We start from the raw sequence: 18,687 nt of genomic DNA, 5'->3' as shown, positions 1-18,687 counted from the left end.
GGCGAACCGGGGCGTCCTCGGGAACCACGGCGATGGAGGGCATTGCCACCTTCAGGCCGAAGACCGGAACAACGAGTGCGATCAGGACGATCAATGCGCCGATGCCGAAAGGCCACGGGTGCTTGTGCAGCAGGGATGCCCAAGCTGCGAACATCGGGGAGCGGTGCTGCTGACGCTTTGCATACGGTAGTGAACCGCCGTTGACCTTGGCGCCGATCCGGCCGAGCACGGCAGGTAGCAGGGTGAGTGTTGCGGCGAGAACGAAGATCACAGCGAGCATGATTCCGACAGCCATCGTGCGTACGGCCGGGGCTGGAACGATGAGAACCGCAGACAAACTGACCAGAACTGTGAGGCCGGAAAGGACCACAGCTTTGCCGGCGGTGTCCATGGTTTGAGCCACGGCGGCCCGCGGATCCGGATCGGTTCGCAATGCATCCCGGAACCTGGCGACGAGGAAGAGTGCGTAGTCGATGCCGAGCGCGAGAGCGAACATCATCGCGAAGTTCATGGCCCACACGGAAATCGGCGTGATCTCGTTGAGGATTACAAGCCCGCCCGCCGAAGCGACCAGGCCCGCAAGCGTCAGCAGTAGTGGTAGACCCGCGGCAACCAGGGAGCCGAAGGCCAACACCATGATCGCGAGAGTGACGGGCCACGACATCATTTCGGCTTTGATCATCGCTTCGTGATTGGCCTTGTTGAAATCGCTCCACAACGCCGACGCACCCGTCGGGTACACCTCGATGGTGTCCGTGGACAATGCAGTGATTTCCTTGCCGAGTTCGTCTACCGCACTGACCATCTCGTCGGTACTTGCGTTGGCGCCCGCGATCATGATGCCGGTATGTCCGTCCGGGCTGATGGTCATACCGGGCTGCGGGGCGACCACTTCGCCGAAACGAGGGTCCGCGGAAAAGATTTCCGTTGCCGCCGTCAGCGTTTGCTGCATCGACGGATCCGTGATGGGTAGAGAATCCGAGTGAACGACCACCTGCACTGCGGCGGAGGAATTTCCACCGAAATGCTGCTCGGCCAACTCGCGAACTTGCACGGATTCGGATCCGTTTGCCTGCCAACCCGCGCCGGCGAGGGAGGTGAAGACACTGGGTGCTGCGGCGCCGAGTGCGATCAACGCGATCAACCAGACGCCGACGACGAAGCGGGTGTGAGTCGCCATCGATCGACCGAGACGAGCAAGTATGCCGTCGGCTCGGGTGGGTGGGTCCGCGGTGATTGTTCTGGTCGCTGACATCTTCACTCCTGATACGGGTGGGGGTATTCCTGTCCGTCACTTGTATACCCCCAGGGGTATAGATCTGTCACATTCGAGGGTTCTCTATGCTGCTGGGGGGCGCCGTCCGATCTGTGACGGTGAAACGGATATGGGAGAGCAATCATGGACGCACGCGACTGGGACGAGCGATACCGAGCGGTGACGGAGCCATGGGGAGTCGACCCGGCGGGAACCGTCGCAACAAGAATTTCCGATCTGAGACCGGGCACCGCGATCGATCTGGCCTGCGGCGACGGCCGTCACGCGCGGTGGATGGCTGGGCAAGGTTGGTCGGTGACTGCGGTCGACCATCTGGCCGCAACCTTGAATCGCGTCGGGCAGTGGGTTGCCCCAGGTGGACGCGTCCTCTATCTGGGACATTCCATCGAGAACTTCCATCGTGGTGTGGGCGGTCCACCCGAACCGACCATTCTGCCCGGTATTTCCGATCTCGCTCGCGCTGCGGAGGGATCGAGGGTCTATGCCCTCGAACATGTCGTTCGGTCGCAGGACGGTAAGACGGCAATTGACGTTTTGCTCGAATTCGGTCCGTGGGAACAGGTCTGACCAGGGCGGGAGCGCACCTTCACGTTCCTGGGTAGCCTACCCTAAACTTGCGAGGGTGTTCGTCGTTCGATGAGCATGAACGACGATGATCGGATTCTCGATGTCTGACCACTCTCAGGTAGCTCACCCGTCTGTCTCGGGTGGTGGCCATCTGGACGCAGCGCTCCCGGCGACGGCCGCTCAGCGTGAGGTGTGGGTTGCTCAGAACGTCGATCCGAGCAGTCCGGTCTACAACATCGGACTTGTCGTCGAGGTCGACGGCACGATCGACGTCGAGCGCGCGGCAGCGGCGATCGAGGCCAGCGTCGGACGCGTCGAAGCGCTGTTCGTGCACTTCGAGGTCGATGCCGACAACCAGCTGATCCAGGTGTCGATTCCGGATGCGCGCTGGGACGTGGAAATTCTCGACCTTCGGGCCGAGGCGGATCCCGATTCGACTGCGCAGTCGTGGATGGACACCGACATGGCTCGGGTCTTCGGTCCGGACGATCTGCTGTTCCGCCAGGTGCTTCTGCTGACCGCAGACGACCGAGTCATCTGGTATCAGCGCTATCACCACAGCGTGGTCGACGGGTACGGCATCTCGCTCATCGTCGCCGACGTCGCCGAGCGATACGACGATCCGAATCTCGGGACTGCCGCGCCGCAATGGTCACTCGACGCCGTGGTTGCAGCCGATCTGGATTACCGGAACTCTCCGCGATTCCAGACCGACCGTCAGTACTGGGTCGAACGCGTTGAATCGGGACCGGAAGCGACGCGTATTCTGCATGGGCAGGTGGATGATTCGCTGCCGCCGATCTCAGCGATGCTCACGCTCGACGCTGATCGCGCGGCACAGCTCTACCGCTATGCGGCCGACGCCGGGATTCGACGAACTCGCCTGCCCATGGCCGCGCTGATCGCGTACATCGCACGAACCACCGGAAAGCACGACGTTGTCGTCTCGGTACCGATGGCCGCTCGGGTGGGGCGCGACATGCGTCGCACTCCTTCGATGGCGTCGACAATTTTGCCGCTGAGTATTCGGGTAGAACGCTCGGAAACCATCGGCCAGTTGGCAACTCGACTCGACACCGCCCTGATCTCGATACTCAAGCACGGGCGCTACCGGGGAGAGGATCTCGCTCGCGACATTCGGGCGATCGATCCCGACCGTCAGGTCTTCGGTCCCGGCATCAACTCGATGATGTTCGAACACACACTCACCTTCGGCGGATGCCCGGTGCGCGTGCGTAATTCGGTAACCGGTCGAGTCACTGACCTGGATCTGAGTGTGCGCGGGGGTCAGGACGGGGAACCGATCGAGATCGACGTCCGCGCTCCGTCCGGATTCGATCGCGAACTGGCTGATCACACCGCAAGAATCGAACAGTTCCTCGATCGATTTGTAGCCGAGCCGCAGCTTCCGATCTCGGCACTCGATCCCATGGCGTCGGCGGAACGAGAACTCGTGCTCCATGGGTGGAACGACACCGCAGAGCCGCAGCCCGTCACGACGGTGCCGGAATTGTTGCGCAGCAGCTTCTCTGCCGATCGGGGCGCTGTCGCCGTGGTCGACGGCGACGTCCGGCTGACTTACGCCGAACTCGAAAGTCGGGTATCGCAGCTAGCAGCGCACTTGATCTCTCGCGGTTTTGCCCCCGAAACCGTTGTGGCGATCGGCCTTCCGCGATCTGCCGAGATGGTGGTGGGGTTGTTGGCCGTCATGTGCGCCGGCGGCGCCTTCGTGCCACTGGATCCGTCGTGGCCCGCAGAGCGTCGCGAATCGGTACTAGCCGATGCCGGCGCCACGCTGGTGCTCACCCCGGACGGTGCAGACGACTCCGTTCCGGTCGATCTCTCCGCGTGGGCGTACGAGGACGGGCCCTCGGACCTGTCCGAGACAATGACCTCCGACATTCGTATTCACGGTGCCCAACTCGCATACGTCATCTTCACGTCCGGTTCGACCGGACGTCCGAAGGGCGCCATGATCCGCCACGAGGCAATCTGCGCAAGGTTGCTGTGGCAGCGGGAGCGGATTCTCGGGTTCGGGCCCGGCGATGCCTCACTGTTCAAAGCCCCACTCTCATTCGACATCTCGATCAACGAGATCCTGCTCCCGCTCGTCTCCGGCGGTCGATTGGTGATCGCAAAGCCTGAGGGGGAACGCGACCCGCAATACCTGCTCGACCTGATCGCCGGAGAATCGGTCACTTTCGTCTACCTGGTCTCGTCGATGCTCGACATCCTTCTGGATCTGGCGAACGGGACCGATCAGCTCGATTCGTTGAAGCACGTGTGGTGCGGCGGTGAGGTTCTCACGCCTGAACTCTTCGATCGGTTCCGCGATCAACTGTCCACGACGCTGTATCACGGCTACGGCCCGGCCGAAGCGACCATCGGTGTCTCCCATGTGATCTACCGCGAGGACGCGGAACGAATCGCCACATCCATCGGTCGGCCGAACCCCAACACTCGTCTGTACGTGTTGGACGGCGACTTGCAGCCGGTTCCGATAGGCACCGGCGGCGAACTCTACGCCGCGGGCTTCCTGCTGGGACGCGGATACGTGGGTGCTTCGGCACTGACCGCATCTCGTTTTGTCGCGGATCCCTTCGTCTCAGGTGATCTGGCCGGATCCCGCATGTATCGCACCGGTGACTTGGCCAGATGGACCGCCGACGGCACCCTCGACTTCCTCGGACGCACGGACAATCAGGTGAAGATCCGCGGCATGCGCCTGGAACTCGAGGATGTCGAAGCCGCCGTGATTTCGCACCCCGCAGTGCGTCACGTGGCAGTTCTGGTGCGCCAAGCACCTACAGGTGCAAAGTATCTCGCCGCCTACGTGAGCGCAGCGTCGGGGACGAACCTCGCGATCGACTCACGTGAGCTTCGCGAGTGGGCTGCGAGCAAGCTGCCCGACTACATGGTCCCGACCACCGTCACCGTCCTCGACAAGTTTCCGCTCACGGCAAACGGCAAACTCGACCGTCGCGCGCTACCCGAGCCCGATCTCGCCGAACTGAGTGCACATGTCGCTGCGAGAAACGAAGTCGAACAACAGTTCTGCACGTTGATCGCGTCGGCAGTCGGCCTCGATTCGGTAGGCGTTACCGACGACTTCTTTGCACTGGGCGGCGACAGCATCGTCGCGATCGCACTCGTGACCGCGGCTCGTGCTGCCGGTTTGTCGATCAGTCCTCGCGAGGTGTTCCAACTGCGCACCGCCGAGGCTATGGCGCGTGCCCAGTCCTCCCGAGTGGCTGAGATCGTCGACCACGCGGACCAACCGATCGGCCACGTAGCCACGACGCCGATTGCCGCCAGGGTTCTCGGAGTGTCGGACGCAGTACGAACCTTCCACCAGCGAGCGCTGATTCAGACGCCGTCAGCCTTGACGTCCGAGCATGTCCAGGCGGCGCTCGACGCCCTGGTGGCGCGCCACGATGCACTTCGTGCGACGTTGACTTCCGAAGGAACGCTGCTTGTTCCGGAGACAAACGAAGCGGCTGTGGTCTTCGAGACCCGTGCGCTACCGTCACCGCTCGAAGAATGCGGACCGTTGATCGTCGCCGAGACCGAGCGAGCTGTCGGCCGTCTGAATCCGGCCGACGGCACGATGGTCAGCGCTGTTCTGTTCCGCCCTGTGACCGGTCCCGGACGGCTGTTGCTGGTCATCCACCACGTGGTGGTCGACGGCGTCTCGTGGCGCATCATCCTCGAGGACCTCGCGCGCGCCGGCATCGCAGCGATGAATGGCGACGAACCCGCACTCGCTCCGGTCGGCACGTCGGTGCGAAGGTACGCCGAACTCGTCTCGGAGGCGGTCGGAGCCGGGCGACTGGACTCGGAAATCGAGTTCTGGGACTCGTTGACGTCCGCACAACGGGCATCTCTCGGCCGTCGGGCACTCGACCCGGCAGTTGACCTCGCGCGCACCGCTGCGGCGCGATCGATCACCCTGCCTCCGGAATTCGCCGATCGATTGTTGGGCAGTGTCCCGAGGGCATTCGGAGCCGACGTGAGCGAAGTGCTGGTCACCGCGCTGGCCGTGGCGCTGACCAAGTGGAGCGGTGCCGGATCGGTGACGCTCGACGTGGAAGGTCACGGACGCGACGAGGACATCGTTCGCGGCGACGGCGCTGCACACGTCGACCTGACTCGTACCGTCGGATGGTTCACCACAGTGTTCCCGGTGGCGCTCGAGATCGGTACAGCCGCTCCGGATCTCGAAGCGAGCGGCGAGTTGGCGGGGGTTCTCAAGAGCGTCAAGGAGCAACTTCGACGCGTCCCCAACGCCGGCTTCGGGTACGGAGCATTGCGATACCTGGGCAGCTCGGATCAGTTGGGTAGCGGCGCAGCGCCTGAGGTGGTGCTCAACTACCTGGGACGTACTGCCGCAGCGGAGGGGGACTGGTTCCCGGTGTCGATGGACGGTGCTGCCGATCCGTCCATGCCGCTGGGACACGCGTTGTCTGTCGACGTCGTAGCCGAGGACGCCGCCGGTGGACCACGACTGCGAGCCACCCTGACCTGGGCGTCGAACATCTTCCTGCGTAGCGACATCGACAGGTTTGCGCGGTTGTGGCTGGACTCGCTCGAGGCCGTGTCCGGGCTCGCAGCCTTCGGCGGAGCCACACCCTCGGACTACCCTCTGGTGGCGCTCGCTCAGGCAGATGTGGACGGGTTGCCGAAGGCTGAAGAGATTCTCCCACTCACTCCGCTGCAGGAAGGGATCTACTTCCATTCGGCGTTTGCAGATCCGGGGGCGGATCAGTATGTCGTGCAACAGGTTGTGGAACTGACCGGAGCCGTGGACAGTGCGGCGTTGCACCGCGCGCTGCAATCCGTCGTCGATCGGCATGAGGCGCTGCGCACCGGATTCTCGGTCCTGGGTGACGGCCGGGTCGTGCAGGTGGTGCACCCGAGCGCTGTCGTGGAGATGGCGGTAGTCGAGGTGGCCGGCGCCGATGTCGATGAACTGCTTTCCGCCGACCGCGCGCGCGGGTTCGACCTGGCGCAACCGCCGCTCGTCCGTTACACGCTTGTCCGTGCCTCTTCGGAGAAGTACCTTCTGCTGCAGTCGATTCACCATGCGGTCGCAGACGGATGGTCGGTTCCGGTGATGCTGCGAGAGTTGATGGCGTCGTACAGCGTTGGCGACTCCGGCGTGGTGCTCCCGACTCCGGCGCCGTACCGCAGCTATCTCGAATGGTTGGCCCGCCACGATCACGAGGCCTCGGCAGCGGTGTGGAGGGAAACGCTGAACTCTCCCGGGCCCGCGGTCGAACTTCCCGCGCCGAGCGCGGGCAGCAGCGGCGTCTGTGCCACCCGAGTCGAGCTGTCCGACAGTGATACTCGCGCACTGGCGATCAACGGACGCTCCCATGGCCTGACGCTGAGCACGCTCGTGCACGGCGCCTGGGGGCTGGTGCTCGGCCGAATGACCGGCCGAACGGACGTGCTGTTCGGATCGACCGTATCGGGACGCGGTGGAGACCTGCCCGGTATCGAGTCCATGGTGGGCTTGTTCATCAACACTGTGCCGGCTCGGTTGCGGTTCGATCCGGCAGAGACAGCCGCGCAAGCGCTTTCCCGTTGGCAGAGGGAACAATCGGAACTACTCGACCATCAGTACCTGGGGTTACCCGAACTGCGACGGACCGGCGGACTGGAGCAGGACTTCGAATCACTCGTCGTGTTCGAGAACTATCCACTCGGTGACACGGCAATCGCTGATCCGACGAACTCGGTGCGACTGACGGGAATTCGATTCGACGAGCGACCGGCCTACCCGCTGACCCTGATCGTCGTCCCCGGCGATCGATTGGCGTTGGAGCTCAAGTACGACGCTGCTCAGGTGGACGGCGATGCCGCTGCGTCGCTGGCCGAAACTCTCGCAGTCGTACTCACCGAGCTCTCGCGCGATCTCGATCAGGTCATCGGCCGGATCGCGCTGACACCTGCACAGCCGGGAAGCGTCGGCACGGCCTTGGATCGGCCGCGCGCAACGCTGACCGAGCTGCTGAAGGATCAAGCCGGGCGTACACCCGAAGCCACCGCAGTGATCTTCCGTGAAGAGTCGTTGACCTACGCCGAACTTCACTCTCGCGCTGATCGTTTTGCGCATCTGCTGCGCGAACGTGGCGTCGGACGCGAATCGTTGGTAGCGGTTGCCTTGCCTCGCTCTCTTGATCTGATGGTCGCGATACTCGGCATCGGAAAGGCCGGGGGAGCATACGTTCCCCTCGACACCGGCTACCCGGCGGAGCGGCTGACGTACATGCTGGGTGACGCCGATCCTGTGTGCGTCGTGGTGTCGGAAGACTCTTCACTCGATTCGGGTTCGGTTCCGCGGGTGACGGTATCGGAGTCGGCGCAGTTCCCCGCCGATCCGCTGAGTGTCCCAGGATCGCCCGCGGATGCCGCGTACATGATCTACACTTCGGGTTCGACTGGTCGCCCCAAAGGCGTTGTGGTCAACCACGAGGGTGTGGTCAACCGATTGCTCTGGGCACAGCAGATACGTCCGATGGACGTCTCCGACCGGATGCTGCAGAAGACCCCGTCGAGCTTCGACGTCTCCGTTCCCGAATTCTTCTGGCCGTTCCTGGTGGGGGCAACTCTCGTGATGGCCGAGCCGGACGGACACAAGGACCCTGGCTATCTGGCCGACGTCATCGTCGAACATTCCGTGACCCGCGTGCATTTTGTTCCGTCGATGCTCGACGTGTTTCTCGCGGAGCCGAAAGCAGCACTGTGCTCTTCGCTCGAGATCGTCAACTGCAGCGGTGAGGCACTGCCCGTTCACGTTGCACGCAAGGTCGCCGAGATCCTGCCGAATACTCTGGTGGACAACCTCTACGGCCCCACCGAGGCCGCCGTCGACGTCAGTTGGCAGCCGTCGGTGCAGGAAACTCCGGCAGACGCCGTCAGCGTCCCGATCGGCGCACCTACCGCCAACACCGGCCTGTTGGTTCTCGATCCCTACCTGCAGAACGTCCCGGCCGGTGCCACCGGTGAGCTCTATCTGGCAGGGCCACAACTGGCGCGTGGTTACCACGGACGTGGGGGATTGACCTCCGAACGATTCGTGGCGAATCCGTACAGCGACGGCGGCTCGCGGATGTACCGGACCGGTGACATCGTGCGGTGGAATGCCGACGGCGTTCTCGAGTACCTCGGCCGTGCCGACGAGCAGGTGAAGGTTCGTGGATTCCGAATCGAACTCGGCGAAATCGAAGCGCAATTGGCGCTGTGCCCCGGAGTCACGGCAAGTGCCGTGATCGTCCGAACCGACGGTCCGAGCAACCGCGCACAGGTGGTCGCCTACCTGGTCGGAGATGCTGATGATGTTGCGGTTCGAGCTCAGTTGTTGTCAGTGCTACCGGAGTTCATGGTGCCAAGTGCCTTCGTGCGGCTCGAGTCGCTGCCGCTGAGCCCGAGTGGCAAGCTCGACCGAAAAGCACTACCTGCACCGGATTTTGCGGCACAGGTGGGCGACTTGACGGGAGTGGTTTCCTCGGGCGTTGCAGACCTCCTCGCCGGGCATTTCGCGACGGTTCTCGGACTGCCCCGTGTCGGGGTGCGCGACGATTTCTTCACTCTCGGCGGCGACAGTATCCTGGCGATCCGACTGGTCAACCTGGCTCGTCGTGATTCGGTAGTGCTGACCCCGCGTCAGATCTTCGAATTGCGAACTCCCGCTGCGATCGCTGCAGCGGTGGGTGATGTCGCCACCTCGGATGCCACCGTCACGGCCGACATCGGCGTGGGTGAGCTGGTTCCGCTGCCGGTGGTTCACCGCTTGTCCGAATGGACGGGTGGTACCGACCGCTTCAACCAGGCAGTTCTGATCCACTCTCCGGCAACATCTCTCGGTTCGATCACCGGCGCATTGCAGGCCGTGCTCGATCACCACGACGGACTTCGCCAAACCTTGATCCGACATGACCGCGGGATGTGGTCGGCGCGGATCGAGGAACCCGGTAGTGTCCGGGCAGCGAACCTGGTCGAACGCGTTGATGCTCGGGGACTGGATGACTCCGAGTTGCGAAGACTCGTCACTGAGCACTCTGAAACTGCGACCAGTCGATTGGATCCGTCTGCAGGGCGGATGGTCTCGGTGGTCTGGTTCGATTGCGGCGCTGAGAGTCTGGGCCGACTCGCGATAGTCGCGCACCACCTGGTCGTGGACGGGGTTTCCTGGGGAACCCTGCTCGAGGATCTCGCGATGGCCTGGGTGGCAGTCGAAGCCGGAGAGCCCGCCGCACTGGATGCCGTCGGAACTTCGCTGCGTACCTTCTCCCGTACGGTGGCCGAACACGCATACAGTGCTCATCGATTCGCCGAACTCGATCACTGGCTGACCGTGACCGCTCCGGGCGCGCAGTTGATCCCCGACGCCGCGGGCGATGCCGTCGTATCCGGAGGCTCGAGGCGCACGGTCACGGTGGACGGAGCAATCTCCGAGGCAGCACTTGGATCGGTTGCGGCAATGGTGGGTGCCGAGGGAACGGATGTTCTGTTGGCAGCGCTGACGATGTCCGTCGATCGCTGGCGCCGCTCCACCGGCCGCAGTGAACACGAATTGCTGGTCGATCTCGAACGGCACGGCCGGGAGGAGTTGGTGGCGGGCATCGATCTGTCGCGAACAGTCGGCTGGTTCACCACGATTGCCCCGATGCGGCTGCACGGCGGAATCGACCCGGTGGACACGCTACGCGAGGTGAAGGAGAGCCTGCGGGCGGCTCCGGACGGCGGTATCGGCTACGGGATGCTGCGATACGTGAATGCCCGCACGGCATCGACATTGGCGGGGCGCTCCGAATCTCAGATTCTGTTCAACTATCTCGGACGTACGACGACAGCTGGATCGACAGCATGGTCCTTGGCAGCGGAATCCGAAGCCTTGTCCACCGATCCCGACGCAGACATGGGAGGCCCGTACCGACTGATCGTGAATGTCGTCAGCGTGGATTCGGGGCTCCGCGCCGAGTTTGCCTGGGCAAGTGAAGATTTGTCCGAGGAGGACGCGCAGTCACTCTCCGACGGCTGGGTTTCGGCCCTCGGCGATCTGGCGGCTGCGGCCGCGCGTCACGCCGGGCCTCGCATTCTGACCCCGTCCGATGTGACGTTGCTCGACCTGAGTCAGACCGAGATCGACGCGATAGCCGATGCGAGTCCGGCAGGTGTCAGCAGCATCCTCCCACTCTCACCGTTGCAGGAAGGCCTGTACTTCCAAGCCGGCTACGCGGGCAGCAGCGACAGCAGCAGTGTTGGGGACATCTACACGGCACAGTTCTCGATGGACTTCGGGCACACCCTCGATGTCGACAGGTTGGCTGCGGCCGCCCGGACACTTCAACGACGAAATCCCACGTTGCGAGCGGGTTTCGTGAGCGAAGGGCTGAACGAGCCGGTGCAGTTCTTCAGCGCTGGACTCGATGTTCCGGTCGTCGTCCACGATCTCCGTGAACTCGACGACTCGGTTGCTCGTGAGCGTGCCGAGGCCGTCGCCGCCCAAGACCGAGTGACGCCATTCGACCTGACCGCGCCGCCGCTGTGGCGTATGAGTGTGCTGCATCTGCCTGGCGGCCAGGATCGTCTGGTGATCAACAGGCAGTTCCTGCTGTGGGACGGCTGGTCCAACGGCCTTGTCGTCAGTCAGCTTCTGGCGCTGTACGATACCGGCGGCGACGACAGCGCATTCGGCGAACCCGAGGGGTCGTTCGAGACATACCTCGCCTGGTTGGCCGATCGCGACGGTGCAGCCGCCGACGAGGGGTGGCGCGGAGCGCTCGCAGGACTCGAGGAGCCGACGCTTGTTGCCGAGCCGATGCCCGGCGTCGAAGTTCAGCTTCCGGATCGCCGCGATGCGGTTCTGTCGGAAACGCTTTCGCGTGCGTTGCGTGAGCGCGCTGCCGCGTCCGGCGTCACGTTCAACACGGTACTGAATGCAGCGCTGGCCCTCGTGCTGGCGTCGGCCACCGGTCGACAGGACGTCGTCTTCGGCTCCACGGTTGCCGGACGGCCGCCCGAGGTACCGGGAATCGACACCGTGGTGGGCATGTTCCTCAACACCGTTCCCGTTCGGCTGCAACTGGATCCGAACGAGAGCGTCGAGGAACTTCTTCGTCGGACACAGGCGGATCGACTTTCGCTGATGCCGTTCGACTACCTCGGTTTGGCATCGATCCAGCGTGTTTCCGAGCATCGTCAACTCTTCGACGTGCTGATGGTCCTGCAGAACTTCGTGGACGAGAAGCAAGTCCACGCGCTCAACGCCGCTCACGACGTGAGTGGAAGCGACAGTATCGATCACACGCACTATCCGCTGACCGTCGTGGTCACACCGGGTGCCACCGTCAACGTCAAGTTCGAGTTCCATCCGCATCTGGTGACCGCGCGCCGGGCCGAGGACCTACTGGGTCACTTCGTCGACCTGCTGCAGAGTTGGTCGCAGGACATGACGGGATCGGTTGTTGCGTCTCCGGTTCCCGCAGTAGCGCAGCAGACGCAGATCCGGGAGTTGCCGGAGCGCACCATTGCCGACCTGTTCGAAGAAGTCGCGTCGGCGCAACCGAACGACACGGCACTCGTGTTCGGGAAGCGCCGGATGACCTACGCCGATCTCGACGGCGAGATCAACCGGATGGCGCGGTTGCTGATCAATTACGGCGCCGGCCCGGAAAAGATTGTCGCTCTTGGCCTACCACGTTCGGTGGACATGGTCGTCGCGCTCTTCGCGGTATTGCGCACGGGTGCTGCCTACCTACCTCTCGAACTCGACCATCCGGCCGAACGGTTGGCCGTGATGATCGACGACGCGGATCCTGTCGTGTTGCTGACAACCGTTTCGGCCTCACCGAGGTTCGAAGGTGCCGACGTCCGCACTATCGTGATCGACGAACCCGATACAGCAGCAAGGAGACTGACGATCTCGGCGCGGGCACTCTCCGCGTCGGAACTCGGAGCATTCGCTCCGGGGGCACCGCATCGACTCGACCACCCCGCGTACGTCATCTACACCTCCGGTTCGACCGGCAAGCCCAAGGGCGTGGTCACCGGTTACCGCGGCTTGACGAACATGCAGTTCAACCACCGCGAGGCGATTTTCGAACCCGTGATCGCCGCGGCGGGCCGGCGCCTGCGGATCGCGCACACCGTGTCCTTCGCCTTCGACATGTCGTGGGAGGAACTTCTGTGGCTCGTGGAAGGCCACGAGGTGCACATTTGCGACGAGGATCTGCGTCGTGATGCCGAGGCGCTCGTTGCATACTGCGACGCACTGGACATCGACGTCGTCAACGTGACACCGACCTACGCGACGCACCTGATCGACAGCGGGCTTCTCGACGACGGTGTGGGACACCACCGCCCGCCGTTGGTCCTGCTCGGCGGTGAAGCCGTTCCGGATTCGGTGTGGAACAGGCTGCGCGACACCGAGGGAACCGTGGGCTACAACCTCTACGGTCCGACGGAATACACGATCAACACGCTCGGTGGCGGAACGTTCGACAGTGACACCCCGACCGTCGGCAAACCGATCTGGAACACGGCCGCGCATATCCTCGACGGCTGGCTGCGCCCGGTCCCCGATGGAGTTGCCGGCGAACTGTACATTGCCGGAGCCGGTTTGGCTCGCGGCTACCTCGGACGCTTCGCGCTCACGTCCGAGCGCTTCGTCGCAGATCCGGCTGGGACCGGAGGACGTATGTACCGCACCGGGGATCTCGTGCGGCGACGCGGTGACGGCAACCTGGACTTCCTCGGCCGCACCGACGATCAGGTGAAGATCAGAGGTCACCGCATCGAGCCGAGCGAAATCGTCTCCGTTCTCGAATCCGACGAACATGTGCGGCAAGCGGCAGTGGTGGTCGACGTCGGGGCAGGTGGAGTCAAGAGGCTCGTCGGCTACGTGACACCCGTGCGACTCGGCGCCGGGCACGACTACCGCGCGCAGGCGCGAGTTCTCCTACCCGACTACATGGTTCCGGCCGTGGTGATCGAGGTGGAGACACTACCGATGACCGTCAACGGCAAGCTCGACGTCAAGGCACTGCCCACCGCTGATTCGGTGCTGGGGGAGCGGAGTGGGGAGTCGATCGCACCGCGTAACCACACGGAAGAGGTCCTCTGCGACCTCTTCTCCGACGTACTCGATGTGGACGATATCGGAGTCGACGACAACTTCTTCGACCTCGGTGGGCACTCGCTTCTGGCCACCAAGCTGATCAGTCGAGCTCGGATCGCCATTCCGAACAGTCTGACCATGCGTGATCTCTTCGAAGCGCCGACGGTGGCGGAACTCGCGGAACGTATTGCGGCCGAGCAGGGATCGACGCGACCGGTCCTGGTAGCGAAGCCGCGGCCGGACCACCTTCCTCTTTCTGCCGCTCAACAGCGATTGTGGCTGATCGGACAGATGGAGGAGAACTCCGCGGCCTACAATTTCCCGATCGTGCTCCGTTTGGACGGCGCACTGGACGCGGACGTCTTCGCCGCGGCGCTCGGCGACGTCGTGGAACGACACGAATCCCTGCGTACGGTGTTCCGGTTGGTGGACGGATCGCCGGAGCAGATAATTCTCGAATCGGCGACGATTCCGGTCGAGACAGTTCATCGAGACGAATCCGGTGTCGCCGGTGAAATTGCCGTGGCAGTGGGTCGTCCGTTCGACCTGTCTGACGAGATTCCGATTCGCGCACGTCTGATCCGGGTGGACGGTGCCGAGGTGGACGGTGCCGTAGTGGCCGTGATCGTCCTGCATCACATCACTACGGACGAATGGTCCGATCGGCCATTCCTGCGCGATCTGATGTCGGCATACTCCTCTCGGATCCAGGGCGAAGATCCAATTTTCGAACCGCTTCCGGTTCAGTACGCGGATTACACTCTGTGGCAACGGGAATTGTTGGGCAGCCCTGACGATCCGTCGAGCATCCTGAGCACGCAGTTGGACTTCTGGGCGAAGAGTTTGGACGGAGCCCCCGAAGAACTGCTGCTTCCCGCCGACCGGAGTCGACCGGCCAGACCGAGTTTCTCCGGTGGTGCAGTGGTGACACGGTTGGGCGTCGAGACAACTGCTGCACTGCGAGATCTGGCGCGCGAGAGCCGGAGTTCGATGTTCATGGTTCTGCACGCGGCGTCGGCGGCGTTGCTGACTGCGCTCGGAGCGGGTGAGGACCTTCCCCTCGGCGCTCCCGTCGCCGGACGTAGTGAGCAGGGACTCGACGAACTGGTCGGCTTCTTCGTCAATACGATTGTGCTGCGCACGGATACGTCAGGTAACCCGACGTTCCGGGAGTTGGTGGATCGCGTTCGCGAGGGAGATCTCGAGGCCTTCGCCAACGCTGACGTTCCCTTCGAAACGGTGGTGGAGCGCCTCAATCCGTCGCGTACTTTGGCACGTAATCCGCTGTTCCAGGTCATGGTCGGCTATCACAGCCGCGAGGAGACGGGCGGCGATTCGTTCGAACTCGAGGAGTACACGGCCAAGTTCGATCTGGTGTTCAACTTCACCGAGTACCTCGGCGACGAAGGCTGCATCGACGTCCGACTCGAATACGGCAGCGACCTCTTCGATCGCGAAACGGCACAGCGAATTTCGAACCGATTGGAATCGGTGATCGCGGCAGTCGTGGAATCGGCCGACATCGAGATCGGCGACATCGACATCTTCTTGCCAGGCGAACTCGAGCAAGTTGTCACCTCGTTCAACGACACCGCCGTCGACGTGCCGGAAGAGACGTTCTACGACGCTTTCGCGCGTGGAGTCGTTGCTACGCCCGAGGCGATTGCGGTGCGCGACGAGGCGGGGCAGGCCACGTACCGCGAACTCTCCGAGCAGTGTGATCGGATCGCCGGCGTGCTGTATCGCCGCGGAGTGTCGGTCGAAGACGTGGTGGGGCTTGCCGTCCCGCGCTCGGTGGAAATGGTCGCGTCGGTCCTCGCCGTGCTCAAGCTGGGGGCCGCGTATCTACCCCTGGATTTGAGTCACCCGAGCGAGCGCATCACATACATGCTCACCGATTCCCGCGCCTCGGTACTTCTGTCCACCGCGGAGGAAAGCTCGCGGATCGAGGATGTGGTCGGCGTCGAGCGAATCCTCCTGGACGATCCGCTGATCCGTGCGGAACTGGACGAGGCAGTGATCGTCGAAACTCCCCGGCCACCAGTTGGCGTCAGCCACGCTGCCTATGTCATCTACACCTCGGGATCGACCGGCAAGCCGAAGGGAGCCGTCCTCTCCCATGACGGTATTCCGAGTCTTGTTGCCACAGCCGAGGTTCGGATGCGACTGGTACCGGGTTCGGTGGTGATGCAGTTCGCTTCGGTCGGCTTCGACGTCGCGGTATTCGAGCTGGCGATGGCACTGTGCACGAGCAGCACCCTGGTGATCGTGCCGCAGAATGCACGAGTTGCCGGTCCGGCGCTGACCGATTTCATGACGAGCAATCGTGTCACCCACGCGATCATCCCTCCCTCGTTGCTGGCCGCTCTGCCGGCAGGATGTGAAGTGCCGCAGGGCTGCACCGTGTTGGTCGGAACCGAGACGGTGCCACCGGAGCTGATCGGGCGATGGGCGGAGCGGCTGAATTTGCTTGCCGCGTACGGACTCACCGAAGCCACGGTGAACAACACACTGTGGCAGGCGGAACCCGGTTGGAACGGTCCCGTGCCCATCGGAATCCCTGACCCCAACGAACAGGCGTACGTGCTCGACGATCAACTGCGTCCGGTTCCGCCGGGAGTATCCGGCGAGCTGTACATCGCGGGACGCGGCCTGGCGAGAGGCTATCTGGGCCGATTCGATCTGACGGCACAGAGATTCATCGCCGATCCCTTCACCGCGGGCGATCGCATGTATCGCACCGGGGACCGCGCGCGGTGGCGCACTGACGGGAACATCGACTTCCTCGGCCGCGTCGACGATCAGGTCAAGATCCGCGGTTTCCGAATCGAGTTGGGCGAAATCATCGGAGCTCTCAGTGCCCATCCTTCGGTGAAGCAGGCAACGGTCGTCGCGGATCGGCAGGGCGAAATCACGCGCCTGGTCGGTTACGTGTCACCGGAACCCGGTGTCGTCGTCGACACGACGGCAGTGCGGAACCTCGCGGCAGTGTCGTTGCCCGACTACATGGTTCCGACCATGGTTGTCGCCCTTGACGGTCCGCTGCCGTTGACGCCCAACGGAAAGCTCGACCGCAAGTCGTTGCCCACTCCGGACTGGTCGGAGCTGGCGGGTGATGTTGCTCCTCGCACGGCAGTGGAGTCCACGGTTGCGGCTGCATTCGCGGAAATCCTGCAACTCCCGAGTGTCGGAGTCCACGACAGTTTCTTCGAACTCGGCGGCCATTCGATGGCTTCGATGAAACTGGTCGGTCGCATTCGTGAAGCGTTCGGCGTGGACGTCAGTATTCGAGACGTATTCGACGCGCCGAGTGTTGCGGAGTTGGCGGCCGTCGTCGCGCGTTCGGAAGGTGGGCGTCCGATCCTGGCGCCGGCGGTGAAACGTCCCGAGACGATGGGTCTGTCTGCGCCGCAACGTCGTCAATGGGAGTTGTTCCGCGCGTCCGGCGCGCAACCGCAAGCAAGCCACGCTCTGGCGCTGACCCTGAAATCGAAGATCGATCCGGAGATTCTCGGGCACGCCTTGGACGATGTGACTTCGCGGCACGAACCCCTGCGGACCACCTTCGTCGAGGTCGACGGCATCGTCGTGGCAAGAGAATCGGTGCGTCCGACTGTCGATGTGGTCGATGTCGGCGCCGGCGATGTGGGTCGAGTGGTGTTCGAACTGGCTCAACTTCCGATGGATCTGCGTGAGCAATCACCGTTGCGGGTTCATCTGGTGCTCGGTGAAGACGGCTCTAGGACACTGCTTCTCGTCATGCACTACATCGCCGTCGACGAGTGGTCCGTAGTGCCGCTGCTGGGAGATCTGGTCTCTGCTTATGCAGCCCGGTCGCAGGGAGATCAACCGGTTTGGGACGAGCTTGCATTGACGTACGCCGATTACACCGTGTGGTCGGACGAGCTGTTGGGAGACCCCCGAGACGTCGACAGCCGTGCGTCGAAGCAACTTGCATATTGGCGGGATGCGCTCGACGGAATACCGACCAGTGTGAATCTTCCGTTGCCGGAAGGTGACTCGGAGCCTCGAGGTGACGTGATCGCCGTCGACATCGACGCGGGTCTACACGCCGGAATCGACGCCCTGGCTGCGCGCACCGGCACGAGCATGTTCATGGTCCTGCAGGCCGCACTGGCCAGCGTTCTCACGAAGGCCGGCGCGGGTACCGATCTTCCCATCGGTTCACTGGTTGCGGGCAGGTCGGATCCCCGTCTCGAACCGATGATCGGATCGTTCTTCAATGTTGTTCTCCTGCGCACGGATACGTCCGGTAGTCCGACGTTTGCAGAATTGCTGGCTCGCATCCGGGAAAACAATCTGGAAGCGCTGAGCAATCAGGACGTCTCATATGTGTATGTCGAGCAGGCACTGGGTAATCCGGCGTCCATGAGGCCTCAGGTGATGGTGATCCATCATCAACAGGCCGATTTGGACGGGCTCGGCGACTTCGGTTCTCTCGTACCGATTCCGGTGGGAGTGCCCGATGCGGATGTGACGTTGAGTTTTTACGAGCCGGTGGGCGATGGGCCTGTCTTTGCAACTCTCGGGTTCCGTGCCGACCGCGTCGATGCGGGTGCGGTCCGCGTATGGGCAGGTCAGTTGGTCGACGTGATCGAGGCTGCAGTCGCCGCCGAAGGGGATGACGCGAGCGAGGGGGCGAAACTATGACATACGTCGCATCGCTCCGCGGGGTCGACCGCTATACGAGGGCTCGTAG

3 protein-coding genes are annotated in these 18,687 nt (G+C 63.3%); 2 read left to right on the top strand and 1 reads right to left on the bottom strand.

Annotation, left to right across the window (positions count from 1 at the left end; genetic code table 11):
* Nucleotides 1-1,255 (bottom strand): MMPL family transporter (locus RWT78_RS15330; RefSeq protein ID WP_314676470.1); only part of this gene is annotated, 1,255 nt, incomplete at its 3' end.
* A gap of 144 nt (nt 1,256-1,399) precedes the next feature.
* On the opposite strand from RWT78_RS15330, the gene RWT78_RS15325 reads away from it, so the two are divergent.
* The gene (locus RWT78_RS15325; RefSeq protein ID WP_314676469.1) at nt 1,400-1,843 is read left to right on the top strand and encodes an SAM-dependent methyltransferase; all 444 of its coding nucleotides are present in this window, start codon (nt 1,400-1,402) and stop codon (nt 1,841-1,843) included.
* A gap of 100 nt (nt 1,844-1,943) precedes the next feature.
* On the top strand, nt 1,944-18,638 hold the full coding sequence (locus tag RWT78_RS15320; protein WP_314676468.1) for a non-ribosomal peptide synthetase: 16,695 nt from the start codon (nt 1,944-1,946) through the stop codon (nt 18,636-18,638).
* The last annotated feature ends 49 nt before the right edge of the window (nt 18,639-18,687 follow it).

This window comes from uncultured Rhodococcus sp., from assembly GCF_963525155.1.
Lineage (GTDB): Bacteria > Actinomycetota > Actinomycetes > Mycobacteriales > Mycobacteriaceae > Rhodococcus_F > Rhodococcus_F qingshengii.
This window is presented reverse-complemented; position numbering and strand designations above follow the sequence as displayed.